This window comes from Pseudoxanthomonas koreensis (genome assembly GCF_041890415.1).
Taxonomy (GTDB): Bacteria; Pseudomonadota; Gammaproteobacteria; order Xanthomonadales; family Xanthomonadaceae; genus Pseudoxanthomonas; species Pseudoxanthomonas koreensis_A.
The window spans coordinates 1,847,019-1,866,271 of sequence record NZ_CP169056.1 but is presented as its reverse complement, the minus strand read 5'-3'; the positions used below and the strand labels follow the sequence as shown (position 1 = coordinate 1,866,271).

15 protein-coding genes and 6 tRNA genes are annotated in these 19,253 nt (G+C 68.1%); 13 read left to right on the top strand and 8 right to left on the bottom strand.

The genetic code is table 11. The features are described from left to right. Window positions 1-206: 206 nt before the first annotated feature. Together ACEJ41_RS08590 and ACEJ41_RS08585 are read right to left on the bottom strand one after the other, a co-directional pair. Window positions 207-1,394: a PQQ-dependent sugar dehydrogenase gene (locus ACEJ41_RS08590; protein ID WP_374011866.1), complete on the bottom strand. Its 1,188-nt coding sequence runs from the start codon at window positions 1,392-1,394 to the stop codon at window positions 207-209. A gap of 72 nt (window positions 1,395-1,466) precedes the next feature. Beyond that, a complete protein-coding gene (locus ACEJ41_RS08585) occupies window positions 1,467-1,604 on the bottom strand; it encodes a hypothetical protein (RefSeq protein ID WP_374011865.1) in 138 nt (45 codons plus the stop codon). Here ACEJ41_RS08585 and ACEJ41_RS08580 point away from each other — a divergent pair, their 5' ends adjacent. From ACEJ41_RS08580 to ACEJ41_RS08535, 10 genes are all read left to right on the top strand, one after another. Further along, the gene (locus ACEJ41_RS08580) at window positions 1,605-2,486 is read left to right on the top strand and encodes a cation diffusion facilitator family transporter (RefSeq protein ID WP_374011864.1); all 882 of its coding nucleotides are present in this window, start codon (window positions 1,605-1,607) and stop codon (window positions 2,484-2,486) included. A gap of 141 nt (window positions 2,487-2,627) precedes the next feature. Beyond that, window positions 2,628-5,231 carry a TonB-dependent receptor gene (locus tag ACEJ41_RS08575; protein WP_374011863.1) on the top strand — a complete coding sequence of 868 codons (2,604 nt, stop codon included), beginning with the start codon at window positions 2,628-2,630 and terminating at the stop codon, window positions 5,229-5,231. Window positions 5,232-5,400: 169 nt separating this feature from the next. Then, window positions 5,401-5,898 carry a CinA family protein gene (locus ACEJ41_RS08570; RefSeq protein ID WP_374011862.1) on the top strand — a complete coding sequence of 166 codons (498 nt, stop codon included), beginning with the start codon at window positions 5,401-5,403 and terminating at the stop codon, window positions 5,896-5,898. A gap of 82 nt (window positions 5,899-5,980) precedes the next feature. Further along, entirely contained in the window at window positions 5,981-7,663 is a 1,683-nt protein-coding gene (gene ubiB, locus ACEJ41_RS08565; protein WP_374011861.1) for a 2-polyprenylphenol 6-hydroxylase, read from the top strand. A gap of 103 nt (window positions 7,664-7,766) precedes the next feature. After that, a complete protein-coding gene (lexA, locus tag ACEJ41_RS08560) occupies window positions 7,767-8,417 on the top strand; it encodes a transcriptional repressor LexA (protein WP_374011860.1) in 651 nt (216 codons plus the stop codon). A gap of 198 nt (window positions 8,418-8,615) precedes the next feature. Continuing rightward, on the top strand, window positions 8,616-9,644 hold the full coding sequence (gene recA, locus ACEJ41_RS08555; protein ID WP_374011859.1) for a recombinase RecA: 1,029 nt from the start codon (window positions 8,616-8,618) through the stop codon (window positions 9,642-9,644). A gap of 173 nt (window positions 9,645-9,817) precedes the next feature. Beyond that, on the top strand, window positions 9,818-10,294 hold the full coding sequence (gene recX, locus ACEJ41_RS08550) for a recombination regulator RecX (RefSeq protein WP_374011858.1): 477 nt from the start codon (window positions 9,818-9,820) through the stop codon (window positions 10,292-10,294). A gap of 170 nt (window positions 10,295-10,464) precedes the next feature. Next, a complete protein-coding gene (alaS, locus tag ACEJ41_RS08545) occupies window positions 10,465-13,113 on the top strand; it encodes an alanine--tRNA ligase (RefSeq protein WP_374011857.1) in 2,649 nt (882 codons plus the stop codon). Between the two features lie 162 nt (window positions 13,114-13,275). Further along, entirely contained in the window at window positions 13,276-13,476 is a 201-nt protein-coding gene (csrA, locus tag ACEJ41_RS08540) for a carbon storage regulator CsrA (RefSeq protein WP_374011856.1), read from the top strand. A gap of 76 nt (window positions 13,477-13,552) precedes the next feature. Then, window positions 13,553-13,645, top strand: a tRNA-Ser gene (locus ACEJ41_RS08535). A gap of 130 nt (window positions 13,646-13,775) precedes the next feature. On the opposite strand, the gene ACEJ41_RS08530 is transcribed toward ACEJ41_RS08535, so the two are convergent. The 6 genes from ACEJ41_RS08530 to ACEJ41_RS08505 form a co-directional block, all read right to left on the bottom strand. Next, entirely contained in the window at window positions 13,776-14,537 is a 762-nt protein-coding gene (locus tag ACEJ41_RS08530) for a Bax inhibitor-1/YccA family protein (RefSeq protein WP_374011855.1), read from the bottom strand. A gap of 153 nt (window positions 14,538-14,690) precedes the next feature. Next, window positions 14,691-14,776 (bottom strand) — tRNA-Leu (locus tag ACEJ41_RS08525). A gap of 109 nt (window positions 14,777-14,885) precedes the next feature. Further along, window positions 14,886-14,961 (bottom strand) — tRNA-Lys (locus ACEJ41_RS08520). An 84-nt stretch (window positions 14,962-15,045) separates the two neighbouring features. Further along, window positions 15,046-15,122 (bottom strand) — tRNA-His (locus ACEJ41_RS08515). A 32-nt stretch (window positions 15,123-15,154) separates the two neighbouring features. Further along, a tRNA-Arg gene (locus ACEJ41_RS08510) sits at window positions 15,155-15,231 on the bottom strand. 38 nt (window positions 15,232-15,269) lie between these two features. Continuing rightward, a tRNA-Pro gene (locus ACEJ41_RS08505) sits at window positions 15,270-15,346 on the bottom strand. A gap of 270 nt (window positions 15,347-15,616) precedes the next feature. On the opposite strand from ACEJ41_RS08505, the gene tig reads away from it, so the two are divergent. The 3 genes from tig (at window position 15,617) to clpX (ending at window position 19,109) form a co-directional block, all read left to right on the top strand. After that, window positions 15,617-16,918 (top strand): trigger factor, encoded by a 1,302-nt coding sequence (gene tig, locus ACEJ41_RS08500; RefSeq protein WP_374011854.1) that lies wholly within the window; start codon window positions 15,617-15,619, stop codon window positions 16,916-16,918. A 115-nt stretch (window positions 16,919-17,033) separates the two neighbouring features. Then, window positions 17,034-17,657 carry an ATP-dependent Clp endopeptidase proteolytic subunit ClpP gene (clpP, locus tag ACEJ41_RS08495; RefSeq protein WP_374014102.1) on the top strand — a complete coding sequence of 208 codons (624 nt, stop codon included), beginning with the start codon at window positions 17,034-17,036 and terminating at the stop codon, window positions 17,655-17,657. Window positions 17,658-17,819: 162 nt separating this feature from the next. Further along, window positions 17,820-19,109: an ATP-dependent Clp protease ATP-binding subunit ClpX gene (gene clpX / locus ACEJ41_RS08490; protein ID WP_374011853.1), complete on the top strand. Its 1,290-nt coding sequence runs from the start codon at window positions 17,820-17,822 to the stop codon at window positions 19,107-19,109. Window positions 19,110-19,253 lie beyond the last annotated feature (144 nt).

The window sequence follows — 19,253 nt, the reverse complement described above, 5'->3', positions numbered from 1 at the left end:
CGCGCGGCGTGGCGGGCAGGCGCGGCAGGCCGTGGCCCGGTCCGTGCCTGGCGCGCGTCGTGATGGATCGTGGATTGTAAGGGGTAGGCGCGGCGCGGGTGGGCTGCTAGAGCATCCGCCGCAGCACCCCGTCCTTGCGCACGAAGTGGTGCCACAGGGCCATGCCCACGTGGCCGGTGCGGTGCCGGCCCCTTGCCATCGTGTGCTCAGCCGGCCGCGTCCGGGGTCAGCTTCAGCAGCCAGCCCTGGCCATTGCGGGCGCCATCCTCCAGCAGCCAGATCGCGCCGTCCGGGCCTTGCTCCACTTCGCGGATGCGGCGGCCCATGTCGAAGCGCTGGGCTTCGCGTGCGTTCTGGCCCTCGAACTCGACGCGCACCAGCGACATCGACGACAGGCCGCCGATGAAGCCGCTGCCCTTCCATGCCGGAAACAGGTCGCCGCTGTAGATGATGAAGCCGGCCGGTGAGATCACCGGCGTCCAGCTGATCACCGGGGCGCGGAATTCGGGCCGGGTGGCGTGGTCGGGGATCGGCGTGTCGTCGTAGTGGTTGCCGTCCGATACCACCGGGTAGCCGTAGTTCTGGCCCGGCTCGATCAGGTTCAACTCGTCGCCGCCCTTGGGTCCCATCTCGTGCGCCCACAGCTGGCCGTCGGCGGCGAATGCCACGCCCAGGATATTGCGGTGGCCCAGGCTCCAGACCTGCGCGGCCACGCCGCCCTGGTCGGCGAAGGGATTGCCCTCGGCCGGGGTGCCGTTGTCATTGAGGCGCACGATCTTGCCCAGGTTGCCGGCCATGTCCTGGGCCGGGTCGAACTCCTTGCGCTCGCTGGAACTGATGAACAGCTTGCCGTCGGGCGCGAACGCGATGCGGTAGCCGAAATGGCCGTCGCCACTTTTCTTCGGGGTCTGCCGCCAGATCACCTCCAGGTCCTGCAAGGCACCGCCGCCGGCATCGTCCAGGGCCAGCCTGGCCCGCGCCACGGCCGCGCCTAGGCCGGTGTCATCGCGCTCGACGTAGCTGATGTAGATCCATTGGTTGTCGGCGAACTGCGGGTGCAGGACCACATCGCCCAGGCCGCCCTGGGCCACGTGCTCGACCGCCGGCACGCCGCTGATGGTGCCGGTGCTGTTGGCGGCCGGGTCGTAGAGCTTGAGCGTACCGCCCATCTCGGTCACCAGCAGGCGGCCGTCGGGCAGGAAGGTCATCGCCCAGGGCGAATCGAACCGGGCGATTTCGGCGGTGCTGAAGCTGGTGGTGGCATCGGTGGATGCAGCGGTGTCGGTGGCGGGCGCCGCCGCGATGTCGTCCTGGTCCGGCGCCGGGGTGCCGCCGCAGGCCGCCAGCAGGACGGTGGTGATAGCGGTGAGCAGGATGTGCCTGATCGGAGCCATGATCGTTCCTTTGGCGCGGTGCGCCGATAGGAGGGGCCGGCCGAGGATAGCCCGCAGGGCGGCAGCGGGTCGTCACGGGCCCGGGCGTGGCTGTAATAGTCTCCGGCGGCGGTCGGGCCGATAGTGGGCGGCATGGAACACGACCACCATCACGCCGATCACGGCCATGCCCACGCCGGGCACCACCACGGTCCCGGTGGGCATACCCACGTGCCGTCGGAAATCCGCTACGAGAAGCCCTTGTGGTGGGCACTCGGCCTGACCGCCACGGTGCTGCTGGCCGAGATGGCCGGCGCGTGGCTGACCAACAGCCTGGCATTGCTGTCCGATGCGGCGCACATGGCCACCGATACCCTTGCCCTGGCCATCGCCCTGATCGCGGTGCGCCTGGCACGGCGGCCACCGGATGCGCGCCGCACCTACGGCTATGTGCGTTTCGAGGCGCTGGGCGCACTGGCCAACGGCGGCCTGCTGTTCGTGCTGGCCGGCTACATCCTGTGGGAGGCGGTGCACCGGTTCCGTTCGCCGGTTCCCGTTGCCAGCTGGGGCATGCTCGGGGTGGCTGTCATCGGGCTGGCCTGCAACCTGGTGGCGATGCGGCTGCTGCACGCCGGCAGCGGCCAGAGCCTGAATCTCAAGGGCGCCTACCTGGAAGTGTGGAGCGACATGCTGGGGTCGGTTGCGGTGATCGTGGCGGCCATCGTGATCGGCCTGACCGGCTGGCTGTGGGTCGACCCGCTGCTGGCGGCGCTGATCGGGCTGTGGGTCCTGCCGCGCACCTGGGTGCTGGTGCGCGAAGCGCTCAATGTGCTGATGGAAGGCGTGCCGCGCGGGGTGGACCTGGCGGTGCTGCGCGGTGACCTGCAGGCCCATCCGCGGGTGGTGGGCCTGCATGACCTGCATGTATGGGCCCTGGCCTCGAGCACCCCGGCGCTGACCGCGCACGTGGTGATGGACGGTGACGGCGACGCGGTGGCCGTGCGCCGCGAACTGGAAGGCATGCTGGTCCAGCGCCATGGCATCCGCCACGTGACCTTGCAGATGGAAAGCGAGAATGAGGCGCAATGCACGGGTTGCGCGAACGATGCATGAGCGCCCGGGTGCGCTCCATCCCAAAACCTGCATGGGCGTATCGCCGCAATGCAAGATGCGGCAAGCCCGAAAGCTGATAACGTCCAAGGTCATGCAACACACGTAAATGCATCTGCCGTCACATTGCGAGGGGAGGTGGTCATGACTAGTGGGACGCTGCAACACACCGCATTGGCGATTGCCGTGATCGCTGCCTTGTCCAGCCTGGCCGCCGCGCCTTCGGCGCAGGCACAGGAGGCCGGCGCGGGCGAGGCCCCGCGCAGCGAGGAGCCGGTCACCCTGTCGGGCCTCACCGTCACCGCGCAGAAGCGCGAGCAGGCACTCCAGGAAGTGCCCATCGTGGTCAACGTACTGGGCGAACAACTGTTGCAGGACACAGGCGTGCGCGACATCAAGGACCTGCAGGTCCTGGTCCCGGGCCTGACCGTCACCAGCACCCAGAGTGCGGCGCAGACCACCGCACGCATCCGCGGCATCGGCACGGTGGGCGACAACGCCGGCCTGGAGTCCTCGGTGGGCGTGGTCATCGACGGGGTGTACCGGCCGCGCAACAGTGTCGGCTTCACCGACCTGGGCGAGCTGGAGCGGATCGAGGTGCTCAAGGGCCCGCAGGGCACGGTGTTCGGCAAGAACACCTCCGCGGGCGTCATCAACGTGGTGACCCGCAAGCCCAGTTACACCCAGAGCGCGGAGGGCGAGGTCACCGTGGGCAACCATGGCGCGCTGGGTGTGTCCGGCGCCTACAACGACGCCCTTGGCGAGAACTCCGCCATGCGCATCTACGCGGCCAAGCGCAAGCGCGATGGCGTGGACGAGGTGCGCACCGGCGCCGGCCCGCGCCAGGAAACCCGGGACGGCGACCAGAACTTCCACACCCTGCGCGGGCAGTTGCTGTGGGAGCCCTCGGACAACGTGGAGGTCAACCTTGCAGCCGACTACGCCAGCCGCGAGGAGAACTGCTGCGTTACCGTCACCACCCATCGCGGGCCGACTGCGGCCATCATCAATGCGCTCACGCCAGGGGGCGAGGGCGTCATCGCCGCGCCAGACCTGGAGCGGCGCCTGGCCTATGCCAACCGCAGCACCGAACAGGACATCAAGGACAAGGGTGTCCAGGCCGAGGTGAACTGGACCACGCCCTGGGCCGGCGATGCGGTGCTGACCTCCATCACCGCGTGGCGCGACTGGCAGGCCATCAACGGCCTGGACTTCGACTACAGCGCCGCCGATGTCCTGTATCGCGCGCCGGACGAGGACGAGTCGCTGACCAAGTTCACCACCTTCAGCCAGGAGCTGCGGCTGACCGGGTCCAGCGAGCGGATCGACTGGATGGTGGGCCTGTTCTACTCCGACGAGGACCTGGACCGCAACGAAAGCTACCGCTTTGGCCCGGCCTATGAGCCCTACCTGTCGAGCCTGGTCGGCAGCCAGGTGCTGGCTGGCGTCGCCGCGCAACTGGCGCCGCTTGGCCTGAGCGTGAACCAGGCCGGCCCGGCCACCTTCCTGTCGCAGGTCAGCGGCCGTCCGTTCGGCAGCAACTACACCGGGCTGGCTGCGCTTGACCGCCACGAACAGAACGCACGCAGCACCGCGATCTTCACCAACAATACTTGGCATGCCACCGATGCCCTGGACGTGACCGTGGGCCTGCGCTACACCCACGAGAAGAAGGAGCTGCGCTCGGCCTATACCAATCCCAACGGCAGCGTCGCCTGTGCAGCCACCCTGGCCAACCCCGCAGCGCGGGTGGGCGGGGCGCTGGCCCAGCGCATCAACGGCTTCTCCACCCTGCCGGCGCCACTGCAGCAGCAACTGCTGGGCGGCCTGGTGCCGGCCGTTGCGCCCTCGATCGCCGGTTACATGTGCCTGCCGTGGGCCAACATCGCCCATCACGGACGCAACGTGGACCAGTCGCGCACCGAGAAGGAGTGGTCGGGAACGCTGAAGCTGGCCTACAACTGGTCCGACGACGTGATGACCTACCTGTCGGCCGCGCGCGGCTACAAGGCGGGCGGTTTCAACCTGGACCGGGTGCAGTCGTCCGATGGCCTGTCCAGCGGCACCCAGGGCATCACGCCGGTGGACGACACCTCGTTCCCGGGCGAGTTCGTGGACAGCTACGAGCTGGGCGCCAAGACCACCTGGGCCGATGGCAACCTGCTGTTCAACGTGGCGCTGTTCCACCAGACCTACGAAGACTTCCAGCTCAACAGCTTCCTCGGCACCAGTTTCGTGGTGCGCTCCATCCCCGAGGTCGTGTCCCGCGGCGTGGACGCCGAGCTGATGTGGCAGACCGGCCTGCGCGGGCTGTCCTTCCAGGGCGGCTTCACCTACGCCGAAACCGAGTACGGCGACGACCTGCTGCCGGACGCGGACCTGGCGCTGTTGCCGGGCAACCAGATGAGCTTCGCGCCCAAATGGTCGGGCAATGCCTCGGTCACCTACGGGTGGGACATCGGCGGCAGCCTGCAGGGGCGGTTCAACGTCGGCGCCAAGTACATGTCCGATTACAACACCGGCTCGGACCTGGACCCGCAGAAGGCGCAGGATTCCTTCACCCTGGTCAATGCGCGCCTTGGCTTCGGTGCCCGCGACCAGCGCTGGATGCTGGAATTCTGGGGCCAGAACCTGACCGACGAGACCTACAAGCAAGTCGGCATCGATGCACCGATCCAGGCCGGCTCGTGGAATGCCTTCCTCGGTGCGCCGCGCCTGTACGGCGTGACCCTGCGCGTGCGCTACTGAGGCTGACGCCGCGCATCGCCCCCGGCGGTGCGCGGCGCCATCGCGGATCGGCCGGAGCGGGCCGGCTGCGGTGGCATGTCCGCGCGCGCGCCATGTCCGCGCGCGCGCGGTGGAGACAGCCGCTGGCGTTTGGGCTACAACGGATGTCTCCCCGTCGTGTCCCGCATCGATGACGATTCCCACCAACGCTCAGCTGTATGCCCAGGCCCAGGCCCTGGGCGAACGCCTGCGCGCCTCGCGCGACAGCCTGGTCACCGCCGAAAGCTGCACCGGTGGCTGGATCGCCAAGTGCCTGACCGACATCCCCGGTTCGTCGGACTGGTTCGACTGTGGCCTTGTGGTGTACAGCTACGAGGCCAAGCAGGGCCTGCTCGGGGTGCACCCGCAAACCCTGGAGGAACACGGCGCGGTCAGCCGCGAAACCGCCATCGAGATGGTCTCCGGTGCGCTGGTCAAATCCGGTGCCAGCGTGGCGGTGGCGGTGACCGGCATCGCCGGCCCGGGCGGCGGCAGCGAAGGCAAGCCGGTGGGCACCGTTTGGATTGCATGGAAGCGGCGTGGCGGATACGCGCATGCCCGGATGTTCAATTTCGACGGCGACCGCGAGGCGGTGCGACGCCGCACCGTCGGCCAGGCCCTGACCGGCATCGAGGAATTGCCGCCGTGAGCATGGAGCCGGTCGCGGACACAGGGGTCGGCAGGAGCCACGTGCGCGCCTCCGGCCTGCGGCTGCCACCGGGGGCTCCGTGATGTGGGAGACCCTGGGCACCGTCCGCGATCTGGGACGCCTGCAGGAGATCGCCTCGGTCCTGATCCGCTACGGTTTTGGCGACCTGGTGCGTCGCGTCGGCCTGGCCGGCACGCTGGAAAAGGCGGGGCGCCTGCTGCACTGGCACGATCCCGAGGCCATGGCCCACATGGCGCCACCGGAGCGCGTGCGCCGCGCGCTGGAGGAACTGGGGCCGAGCTTCGTCAAGCTCGGCCAGGTGCTGGCCACCCGCGTGGACCTGCTGCCCCCGGAATGGATATCCGAACTGGGCAAGCTGCAGAACGCCGTGCCTGCGCTGCCGTTCGAGCGGGTGCGCCCGCAACTGGTCGAGGACCTGGGCGCCGAGCCGGAAGAGGTGTTCGCGCGCCTGGACCAGACTCCGCTGGCTGCGGCTTCGCTGGCGCAGGCCCACCGCGCCTGGCTGGCCGACGGCACGGCGGTGGTGCTGAAGATCCGTCGCCCCGGGATCCGCGATACCGTCGAGGCCGACCTGCGCCTGCTGGCGCGGCTGGCCGACATCGTGCAGGCGCGCGCGCCGGACCTGCGTCGCTACCGGCCGGCGCAGGTGGTCCATGAGTTCACCCAGTCGTTGCGCCGCGAGCTGGACTTTGCCGCCGAGTGCCGCAACGCCGAGCGCATCGCCGCCAACTTCGCCGGCCACGGCGGAATCCTGGTGCCGCGCGTGCACTGGCAGTGGACCTGCGAACGGCTCAACGTGCAGGACTTCGTGGACGGCATCCCCGGTGGCGACCTGGCCGCCGTGGACGCCGCCGGCCTGGACCGTCGCCGCCTGGCCAGGGACGGTGCCGGCATCGTCTTGAAGATGGTGCTGGAGGACGGCTTCTTCCACGCCGATCCGCACCCGGGGAACATCTTCTACCTGGCCGATGGCCGCATCGGCGTGATCGACTTCGGCATGGTCGGGCGGGTGTCCGAGCGCCGCCGCTTCCAGATCGTGCAGTTGCTCCATGGCCTGGTCGCACGCGAAGCCGGCGTGGTCAGTGACGTCCTGCTGGAATGGGGCGAGGGCGCCGGCGAGCTGGACGAATCCAGACTGCATGCCGACATCGGCGCCTTTGTCGACCAGTACCGCGGCGTGCCGCTGAAAGACCTGCGCATGGCCACCATGCTCGGCGACGTGACCGCCATCCTGCGCGAACACGGGCTGAGCCTGCCGCCGGACCTGGCGCTGATGATCAAGGCGTTCCTCACCCTGGAAGGCCTGGGCCGGCAACTGGACCCGGCCTTCGACATGGCGGGTGCGGCACGTCCCTACGTGGAGCGTGCGCTGCTCGCGCACTGGTCTCCCGGCGCGCTGCTGCGGCGCGGCCGACGCACCGCGCTGCAGGCGCTGGACCTGGCGGTGGACATGCCGCGCGAGTTGCGCCGGCTGCTGCGCGCGGCCCGCCGCGGGCGCCTGCACATGCAGATGGAGGTGACCACGCTCAAGGCGTTCGGCGAGCAGGTCGACCGGTCCGCCAACCGGCTGACCATGGGCGTGGTCACCGCCGCGCTGGTGATCGGCTCGTCCATCGTCATGCACAGCGCCGGTGGCGGTGTCCCCAGCCGCTGGCTGCTGGTGCTGGGGGTTCTGGGCTTCGTCGGCGCTGCGGTGTGCGCGGTGTGGATCGTGCTGTCGATCTGGCGAAGCGGCCGGCGCTGACATCCGCGTCCAGGTGTTGCCGGCTCGTGGCAGGGGCAGCCGATGCTCCCTCCGCCCGGGCCATGCTTGCGGGGCAGGCTGGTTAGTAGTATTACTACTAACCATGGACCTGACCGATACCCAGCACGGCATCCTCGCCCTGATCGCCGAGCGCATCGAGACCGAAGGCATGCCGCCGTCGCAGGCCGAGATCGCCCGCGCCTTCGGCTTCAAGGGCGTGCGTGCGGCCCAGTACCACCTGGAGGCGCTGGAAGCGGCCGGGGCCATCGAGCGCCTGCCTGGCCGGGCCCGCGGCATTCGCCTGAAGGTGGCACCGGTGCCGCCGCAGGCCGAACTGGCGCTGTCCACGAGCTCCGCCGACGCGCTGCGCCTGCCGGTACTGGGCCGGGTTGCCGCCGGCACCCCCATCGGTGCCGATGTGCCGGCCGACCAGGCCGAGAGCTTCATCGTGCTCGATCGCGTGCTGTTCTCGCCGGCACCGGACTACCTGCTCAAGGTGCAGGGTGACTCGATGCGCGACGAGGGCATCTTCGACGGTGACCTGATCGGCGTGCACCGCACGCGCGAGGCCCGCTCCGGCCAGATCGTGGTGGCGCGGGTGGACGAGGAGATCACGGTCAAGCTGCTGAAGATCGGCAAGGACCGCATCCGCCTGCTGCCGCGCAACCCTGATTACGCGCCGATCGAGGTGCTGCCGGACCAGGACTTCGCCATCGAAGGCCTGTACTGCGGCCTGGTCAGGCCCAACCGCTGATGGCGCCGCGCCACGTCACACCGCATCGCATGGCGGCCTGGCGTGGCGCGGGGTTTTCCTACGCCAGGCCGGGTTGCATGACGATCAACCCGTACCGCGGCAGCGCCTAAGTTTCATATCCATGGCCGGTCGTCGCAGTCCTTGCGACCACGCCTTTGCAGAATCCGCCCGACATCACTGACACCCGAGGATACCCAGATGGACGAGAACAAGAAGCGCGCCCTTGCAGCTGCCCTGAGCCAGATCGAAAAGCAGTTCGGCAAGGGTTCGGTGATGCGCATGGGCGACCGTGTCATCGAGGCGGCCGAGGTGATTCCCACCGGCTCGCTGATGCTGGACATCGCCCTTGGCATCGGCGGCCTGCCCAAGGGGCGCGTGGTTGAAATCTACGGCCCCGAAGCGTCGGGCAAGACCACGCTGACCCTGCAGGCCATCGCCCAGTGCCAGAAGCAGGGCGGCACCGCCGCCTTCATCGACGCCGAACATGCGCTGGACCCGGTCTATGCGGCCAAGCTGGGCGTGAACGTCGACGACCTGCTGCTGTCGCAGCCGGACACCGGCGAGCAGGCGCTGGAGATTGCCGACATGCTGGTGCGCTCGAGCTCGGTCGACATCGTGGTGATCGACTCGGTCGCCGCGCTCACCCCCAAGGCCGAGATCGAAGGCGAAATGGGCGACCAGCTGCCCGGCCTGCAGGCCCGCCTGATGAGCCAGGCCCTGCGCAAGCTCACCGGCAACATCAAGCGCTCCAACACCCTGGTGGTCTTCATCAACCAGTTGCGCCACAAGATCGGCGTGATGATGCCGGGCCAGAGCCCGGAAACCACCACCGGCGGCAATGCGCTGAAGTTCTACGCCTCGGTACGCCTGGATATCCGCCGCATCGGTGCGATCAAGAAGGGTGACGAGATCATCGGCAACCAGACCAGGATCAAGGTGGTCAAGAACAAGATGGCGCCTCCGTTCAAGCAGGTGATCACCGAGATCCTGTACGGCGAAGGCATCAGCCGCGAAGGCGAACTGATCGACATGGGCGTGGACGCCAAGCTGGTGGACAAGGCCGGCGCCTGGTACAGCTACGGCTCCGAGCGCATCGGCCAGGGCAAGGACAACGCTCGCCAGTACCTGCGCGAGAACCCGGCAGTGGCGACCAGGCTGGAGTCCGAACTGCGCGAAAAGTTCCAGCCCGAACAGGCTGCGCGTGGTGAGGAAGGCGAGGGCGAGTAAGTCAACCTTGGCCGCGCCGGGCCATTGGAAGAACGGAAACGTCCCCGTCGCCGCGCTGTCAGTGGCGCAGCGGCGGGAACGGACCCTGAGGGCCAGGAGGGCAGGCGCCAAGGATGGCGCACACTCAAGTTTCCCGCGTCCGCAAGCTCCGGCGGGCGCCCGCATTCCCCGACATGAACCAGCCGCCCACCCGCAAGCCCCGTCCCCAGCCCACCCCGGTCCAGCGCGCATTGGGCCTGCTGGTACGGCGTGAGCATTCGCGCCGGGAACTGACCCGCAAGCTGGCGGCGCGCGGCGTCGATGCCGAGGATGCAGCCGCCGCGGTCGAGCGGCTGGCCGGCGAAGGCTGGCAGGACGACGCCCGTTTTGCCCGGTCCCTGGTGCGCAGCCGTGCCGCGTCCGGCTACGGGCCGCTCTATATCCGGGCCGAACTGGCGACCCATGGGCTGGCGGACGATGCGATCGCCGCCGCACTGGATACCTTCGAGGGCGACTGGACCGACGCGGCCCGCGACCTGGTCCGCCGCCGTTACGGCGAGACCGGGCCGGTCGACATGGCGCAGCGGCGCAAGGCGGCCGACCTGCTGGCCCGGCGCGGCTTCAGCGGCGACAGCATCCGCGCCGCCACCCGTTTCGACCCGTACGATTGATCCGCGCGCGCGGCATCGTGGCGCCGGGCTGAAGCCGGCCATCCACGCACACCCGCCGGCCAGCGGCCTCGGCCCGCGCTCTGCTACCCTTTGCAGGTTGGAATCCCGTGCCACCGGGCCGCTGGAAGGCGCACCCGGACCGGCCCCGTCCGCCCGCAGCAGCAGCCCAGATGACCGCCTCCACTCCGTATTCCACCGCCCGCATCCGCAGCGATTTCCTCGAGTTCTTCAAGGGCAAGGGTCACACCATTGTCCCGTCCGCCTCGCTGGTGCCCGGGAACGACCCGACCCTGCTGTTCACCAACTCGGGCATGGTCCAATTCAAGGACGTTTTCCTTGGTGCGGAGAAGCGCAGTTATGTGCGCGCGGCAGACGTCCAGCGCTGCCTGCGTGCCGGCGGCAAGCACAACGACCTCGATTCGGTGGGCTATACCGCGCGCCATCACACCTTCTTCGAGATGCTGGGCAACTGGTCTTTCGGCGACTACTTCAAGAAGGACGCCATCGCCTGGGCCTGGGAGTTGTTGACCAGGGTATGGAAGCTGCCTGCCGAGCGCCTGCTGGTCACCGTCTACCACGATGACGAAGAGGCCTATGCGCTGTGGCGCGACATGGTCGGCGTACCCGAGCACCGCATCATCCGCATCGGCGACAACAAGGGCGCGCCCTACGCCTCGGACAATTTCTGGCAGATGGCCGACACCGGCCCCTGCGGCCCGTGCACCGAGATCTTCTATGACCACGGTGCGCACATCGCCGGCGGCCCCCCGGGCTCGCCGGACGAGGACGGCGACCGCTTCATCGAGATCTGGAACCTGGTGTTCATGCAGTTCGACCGCCAGCCGGACGGCTCGCTGATCCCGCTGCCGGCGCCGTGCGTGGACACCGGCATGGGCCTGGAGCGGCTGGCGGCGATCCTGCAGCACGTACATTCCAACTATGAGATCGACCTGTTCCAGGCGCTGATCGGCCACGCCGCGCAGCTCACCGGCACCGCCGACCTGGAGAACAAGTCGCTGCGCGTGATTGCCGACCACATCCGCGCCAGTGCATTCCTGATCGTCGATGGCGTGCTGCCGTCGAACGAGGGCCGCGGCTACGTGCTGCGCCGGATCATCCGCCGGGCCCTGCGCCATGGCTGGATGCTGGGTGTGCGCGAATCGTTCTTCCACAAGCTGGTGGCGACCCTGGTCGCGCAGATGGGAGAGGCCTACCCGGAGCTGCCGGCGGCCCAGTCCACGGTCGAGCGCGCGCTCAAGGCCGAGGAGGAGCGCTTCGCCGAGACCCTCGACGCGGGCATGAAGATCTTCGAGGACGTCGCCTCGCGCGCCGCCGACGGCACGATCCCGGGCGTGGACGCGTTCCGCCTGTACGACACCTACGGCTTCCCGCTGGACCTCACCCAGGACATCGCCCGCGAGCGCGGCCTGACCGTGGACGTCGCCGGTTTCGACGCGTCGATGGAGCAGCAGCGCGAGACCGCGCGCGCGGCCGGCAAGTTCGGCGGCGGCGTGCAGTTGCCGGCCGACCTGGTCGCCACCCTGCAGCCGACCGCGTTCCTCGGTTACGATCAGCTGCAGGCCGGCGACCTCAAGGTCGTGGCGCTGCTGCGTGACGGCCGTCCAGTCGATGCGGCGCAGGCCGGTGCGGACGTCATCGTCCTCACCGACCGCACGCCGTTCTACGCCGAATCCGGTGGCCAGGTCGGCGATACCGGCACCCTGCATGCGGACGGCGTGCGCCTGGATGTCACCGACACCCACAAGTTCGCCGGCCAGTTCCACGGGCATTTCGCGCGCGTTGCCGAGGGTGAACTGAAGGTGGGTCAGGTGCTCGCCGGCAGTGTCGATGCAGGCCGCCGCACCACCATCGTGCTCAACCACTCGGCCACCCACCTGCTGCATGGCGCCCTGCGCGAGCTGCTCGGCACCCATGTGGCGCAGAAGGGTTCGCTGGTCGCGCCCGACCGCCTGCGCTTCGACTTCTCGCATTTCCAGCCGGTGGCGGCCGAAGAGCTGGGGCGGATCGAGCGCATGGTCAACGACGAGGTGCGCGCCAACCATCCGGTCGTAATCGAGCAGATGGACATGCAATCGGCGCTGGACATCGGCGCGATGGCATTGTTCGGCGAAAAGTATGGCGAGCGCGTGCGCGTTGTGAAAATGGGCGACTCGGTGGAGCTGTGCGGCGGCACCCACGTTGCCCGTACCGGTGACATCGGCCTGTTCAAGATCGTGTCCGAAGGCGGTGTGTCGGCCGGCGTGCGCCGGATCGAGGCGGTAAGCGGGCAGGGCGCGCTGGACCATGTCGGCTCCGAGGAACGCAGCCTGGACGCCGCCGCTGCCGCCCTGGGCGGCAGCCGTGCCGACGTGGCCGACAAGGCGCGTGCGCTGGCCGAGCGTATCCGCCGGCTCGAGCGCGAGGTCGAGTCGTTCAAGGCCAAGGCGGCAAGCAGCGCCGCCACCGACCTGGCCTCGGCCGCGGTGGAGGTGGGCGGGGTCAAGGTACTGGCCGCGCGCCTGGAGGGCATCGATGCCAAGGGCCTGCGCGAGGCGGTGGACCGGCTCAAGCAGCAGCTGGGCGACACCGTGGTGCTGCTGGCCGGCGCGCAGGATGGCAAGGTCGCGCTGGTAGCGGGCGTGAACGGCGCCGCAACGGGCAAGGTGAAGGCCGGCGAACTTCTGGCCCACGTGGCCGGTCGTATCAATGGCAAGGGCGGCGGTCGCCCGGACCTGGCCCAGGGTGGTGGCGAGGACGGGCCCGCCCTTGCGCTTGTCCTGGACGAGGTCACCGGGTGGGTCGCCCAGCGCATGCAGTGATGGCGTCTTCACGGCGACACGTGGAGGATTGACCCTTGCCGCCGCGTTGGGGTGGGAAGTACGATCCCCAACCCTGCCGTATTGATGATTTTTGGACGCGCAGGTTCTCTACCCGGGCCTGAGCAGGCCGGCGGGACACGCCGGCACCCTGGAGACAGTTCAATGTTGATTCTGACCCGCCGAGTAGGCGAAACCTTGATGATCGGCGATTCGATCACCGTTACCGTGCTCGGCGTCAAGGGCAACCAGGTGCGGATCGGCATCACCGCGCCCAAGGATGTGTCGGTGCATCGCGAGGAGATCTACCAGAGGATCCAGCGCGGCGAGGCCGTCGGCAGCGACGGCGCCGACCAGGCCGAATAGCACGAAACGTTTGCCGCGCACCGGCCCAGACGGTATCCTTTCGCGGTTCGTGATCGCGGCTGCGGCGCGAACCGACGGAGTGATGCCCGAGTGGCTGAAGGGGCTCCCCTGCTAAGGGAGTATAGGGTTAATAGCTCTATCGAGGGTTCGAATCCCTCTCACTCCGCCACACCATGAAGACGCCTGCAAATCGCTGATTTGCGGGCGTTTTTGTTTGGTGCCTACCTGCGTGCCGCGCAGGAGAGATCCAACAAAAAGGGCGCCACCGGCGCCCCTTCTGTTGCCAGGTGTCCCGGCCCTCAGTCGCGCGACTGCAGCTTGACCAGCAGGCGCAGGAACTCGATGTACAGCCACACCAGGGTGACCATCAGGCCGAACGCGCCGTACCACTCCATGTACTTGGGCGCGCCATGCTCCACGCCGCTTTCGATGAAGTCGAAATCCAGGACCAGGTTCAACGCCGCGATCACCACCACGAACAGGCTGAAGCCGATGCCGATCAGGCCCGAGTCGTGGATGAAGGGGATGTCGATGCCGAACATGCGCAGCACCATGGACGCCATGTAGACCAAGAAGATGCCGCCGGTAGCGGCGATCACCCCGAGCTTGAAGTTCTCGGTAGCCTTGATCAGGCCGCTGCGGTAGGCAAACAGCAGCGCGAACAGCGTGCCGAAGGTCAGCATTACCGCCTGCATCACGATGCCGGGGAAGCGGGCCTCGAACATCGCCGACATGGCGCCCAGGAAGAAGCCCTCGGCCAGCGCGTACATCGGCGCGGTGACGGGGGACCAGACTTGCTTGAAGATGGTGACCAGGGCCAGCACCAGGCCGCCGATCAGGCCGCCCCACAGGTAGAGGTTGATGGCCGGGTTGACCGAGCCGTCGGGCGCGATGGCCTGGTGCCAGGCGTAGGCGCCGGTCAGCACGCACAACAGCAGCAGGATTCCGGTCTTGTTGACCGTGCCGTTGAGGGTCATTGCCCCGCCATCGCGGGATACCACCGTGCCGCTGCCCAGGTCGAGGAAGGTCGATTCCTTCAAGGCGGGGTTGCCACTGCGCATGTTCACTCCATCAATCGATCATGTGTCGAGCCGAAGGATACACGGGCGGCGCGGGCTTGGGCGTAGCCGGGCGCGAAGGTTCGGCGGCGGGTTGGCCCCCGGTGGGCTGCCGCTGGCGTGGCCGCGCCGGAAATGTCCGGGCAGCGGGCGGGCTGGTGCGAAAGGCGGGACTCGAACCCGCACGGGGCTTGCCCGCTGGAACCTAAATCCAGTGCGTCTACCAATTCCGCCACTCTCGCAACGCGTGCGCATTCTAGCGGACCGCGATGCTGCACGCGGTTGGCGGCCACATGGTGGGCTGCGTCCACGAAAAAGCCCCGCCGAGGCGGGGCTAAGTCGTTGTTCCGGTGGTGGGCCGTCAAGGATTCGAACCTTGGACCTACTGATTAAGAGTCAGCTGCTCTACCAACTGAGCTAACGGCCCGAAACTTCCGAAGCCGCGCAGTCTAGCGGGACCGCGCAAACCTGACAAGCTCGGGCGACATCGCACGGCCTGCCAGGGAGGGGGTGGGGTGGCTGAGGGGACTCGAACCCCCGACCACTGGAATCACAATCCAGTACTCTAACCAACTGAGCTACAGCCACCACATTGAAACTTTCCACCGCGGCGCCCGAGATGGCGCGCCCGGCAGGAATCGAACCTGCAACCACTCCCTTAGAAGGGGAGTGCTCTATCCGGTTGAGCTACGGGCGCACAATTCCGGTATCGCGACATGCCGCCTTGCGGCGGAGTGGTCGGGGTAGAGGGATTCGAACCCCCGACATCCTGCTCCCAAAGCAGGCGCGCTACCAGACTGCGCTATACCCCGGTGTGCTGGGTCGGTCCGGAAACCGCACAAGCCCCGGTTGCCGAGCCCGGTTCGCGTGATGCCTTGGGGGGCGCCCCGCGAGGCCGGCTATTGTTCGGGATGGCCCACGCGGCTGTCAATGCCGCAACGCGCGCCGTACTGGCGTCGTGGCGGCTGATCGGCGAAACTAGCTCGTTTCCGCCGGCGCCGGCTGCACGGCCGTCGCCAGACATCCACCATACATGCATTTCAGCCGCGGCAGGCGCCCGCGGCCGCAGGAGCCAGATCACCATGCAAGTCTCTGTCGAATCCACCGGCAACCTCGAACGCCGCATGAACTTCAGCCTGCCGGCGGAGCAGTTGGAGTCGGGCGTCAACGGCCGCCTGCGCGAGCTCGCGCGCACGGTCCGGATCAAGGGTTTCCGCCCCGGGAAAGTGCCGGCCAAGATCGTCGCGCAGCGCTATGGCGAGCAGGTCAAGGCGGAAGTGCTGGGCAGCCTGGTGCGCCAGGCCTTCGACTCGGCAGTGCGCGAGAACGACCTGCGCCCGGCCGGCAATCCGCGCATCGACCGCGCCGGTGATGCCGAGGACGGGCTGGAGTTCGTGGCCACGTTCGAGGTCGTGCCGGATTTCGGCGACGTGGACGTGTCCAAGCTCACCGTGGTCCGTCACACGGCCGAGGTCACCGATGCGGACATCGACCAGATGGTCGAGAACCTGCGCCTGCAGCGCCGCACCTGGAACCCGGTCGAGCGCAAGGCGCAGGCGGGCGACCTGGTCGCCGGTGCGCTGTGGACCGAGGCGGGTGACTACCGGCAGCCGGCCGAAGGCGAGGAGCGTTTCAGCACGGTGATCGGTTCGGGCCAGTTGCTCTCGTCGCTGGAAGACGGGCTGGCCGGGCTGGAGCCCGGTGTGGCGCAGGTGCTGGAAGTGGCATTCCCGGAGGACTGGCGCCAGCCGCAACTGGCGGGCAAGACGGCCAAGGTCCACGTGACCCTGGCCCAGGTGTCCGAGCCGGTGCTGCCGGAGGTCGATGCCGCGTTCATCAAGAGCTTTGGGGTCAAGAATGGGCAGGAGGACAAGTTCCGCCAGGACATCCGTGCCAACCTGGAGCGCGAGCTGCGCGGCGCCCTGATGACCCGCCTGCGGCGCGAAGTCGGCGAGCAGTTGACCGCCACCTGGGCCCACGTGGAACTTCCGCCGCGGCTGGTCGAAGGCGAGGCGCGCGGCATGCTGGCCCAGCAGGTCGAGCAGATCCGCCGCAGTGGCCGCGATCCGGGCCAGCCCCCGGCCGACGCCCACGAGCAGTTCGTGGCAGCCGCACGCAAGCGCGTGCTGGCCGGCCTGCTGGTCGGTGAGCTGGCCCGCCGCCATGACCTGCGCCTGGACCCGCAGCGGGTGAACGAAACCCTGCGCCTGATCGCCTCCACCTACGAGGAGCCGGAGCAGGTCATTGAGATGTACCGCAACGACCCCCAGTTGATGCAGGGACTGCAGGCCCGGGTGATGGAAGAGCAGGTGATCGACTGGATCGCCGGGCGTGCACAGCTCACCGAGCAGGTATTGTCGTTCCAGGACGCGGTCCGGGGATGATCGCGTCACGGCGGAGCCGCCCCCGCACGGGGTAGCCCGCTGCCGCAGCCGGCGTCCGCAGTGGGCGCCAGCCGCGAATCCCATGTCCAACCACGAGGCGCCAGCAAGCATGAGCATGATTCCGACCAAAGCCCTGAACCTGGTGCCGATGGTGGTCGAGCAGACCAGCCGCGGCGAGCGCGCCTACGACATCTATTCGCGCCTGCTCAAGGAGCGGGTGATCTTCCTGGTCGGCCCGGTCGAGGACCACGTGGCCAACGTGATCATTGCCCAGATGCTGTTCCTGGAGGCCGAGAATCCCGAAAAGGACATCAGCCTGTACATCAATTCGCCCGGCGGCCTGGTCACCGCCGGCATGGCGATCTACGACACCATGCAGTACATCAAGCCCGACGTGAACACCATCTGCGTCGGCCAGGCGGCCAGCATGGGCGCGGTGCTGCTGGCGGCCGGTGCGGCCGGCAAGCGCTACGCGCTGCCGAACTCGCGGGTGATGATCCACCAGCCCCTGGGCGGCTTCCAGGGCCAGGCCACCGATATCGACATCCACGCGCGCGAGATCCTCAGCATGCGCGCGCGCCTGAACGAGATCCTTGCCCAGCATACCGGCCAGAGCATCGAGACGATCGCCCGCGACACCGAGCGCGACAACTTCAAGAGCGCGGCCGAAGCCGTGGCCTATGGCCTGGTGGACGAAGTCCTCGAGCGGCGTCCCGACGAGTCGGTCCAGGCTGGCTGATCCAGCCCGCCGCAGCCGCCGTGCCGCCTGCCATGTGCGCGGCACGTGGCTTGCAAGTCATCGTGAAGCCAGGTCCGGCGCGCTTCTGGCGCGGTTCCGGCCCTGTGCTATTCTCGCCCCGAAATCCCGCCCCGGCGGGCAGAAATACTGGAAAAGCGAAGCATGAGCGAAGACCGGCAAGGCCGTTCCGGCGACAGCAACAAGATCCTGTACTGCTCTTTCTGCGGCAAGAGCCAGCACGAGGTCCGCAAGCTGATTGCCGGCCCGAGCGTGTTCATCTGCGACGAGTGCGTCGAGCTCTGCAACGACATCATCCGTGAGGAGCTGGAAGAGAAGGCGCAGTCGGCGCGCAGTTCGCTGCCCAAGCCGCGCGAGATCCTCGAGGTGCTGGACCAGTACGTGATCGGCCAGCCCCGCGCCAAGAAGACCCTGGCCGTGGCGGTCTACAACCACTACAAGCGCATCGAGAGCCGCCAGCGCAACGAGGACGTGGAGCTGGCCAAGTCCAACATCCTGCTGGTCGGCCCGACCGGCTCGGGCAAGACCCTGCTGGCCGAAACCCTGGCGCGGCTGCTCAACGTGCCGTTCACCATGGCCGATGCCACCACGTTGACCGAGGCCGGCTACGTCGGCGAAGACGTGGAGAACATCATCCAGAAGCTGTTGCAGAAGTGCGACTACGACGTCGACAAGGCACAGCAGGGCATCGTCTACATCGACGAGATCGACAAGATCTCGCGCAAGAGCGAGAACCCGTCGATCACCCGCGATGTGTCCGGCGAGGGCGTGCAGCAGGCGCTGCTCAAGCTGATCGAGGGCACCCTGGCCAGCGTGCCCCCGCAGGGTGGGCGCAAGCATCCGCAGCAGGAATTCCTGCAGGTGGACACCAAGAACATCCTGTTCATCGTCGGCGGCGCCTTCGCCGGCCTGGACAAGATCATCCAGCAGCGCAGCACCGAGGCCGGCGGCATTGGTTTCGGCGCCAAGGTCAAGAGCAGCACGCGCAAGGCCGAGGTGGGCAAGCTGTTGGCCGAGGTCGAACCCGAGGACCTGATCAAGTTCGGGTTGATCCCCGAGTTCGTCGGCCGGTTGCCGGTGGTGGCCACCCTCGAGGAGCTGGACGAGGCCGCGCTGGTGAAGATTCTCAGCGAGCCGAAGAACGCCATCACCAAGCAGTTCAAGAAGCTGTTCGAGATGGAGGGCGTGGAGCTGGAGTTCCGCCCCGACGCGCTGGCGGCCATCGCGCGCAAGGCGCTCAAGCGCAAGACCGGCGCCCGTGGCCTGCGCACGATCGTCGAATCGGTGCTGCTGGACACCATGTACGACCTGCCCTCGCAGGAGAACGTGAGCAAGGTGGTGGTGGACGAGTCGGTGATCGAGCACAAGACCGAGCCCTACCTGATCTACCAGGCCTCGCCACCGGCCGCGCCCAAGGTCGCCTCCGGCGAGTAGCCCGAGGCGCCGCCGTCCGGCGTGCGCCCGTCCGACCGACCCCTGCCGCGCTGACGCGGCGGGGGTTTTGTTTTATGCAAGCCATTGATTCGATGGCTTTATTGGCGTGCGTCTTGCATCGCCAACGGTGAACCCCCATAACGG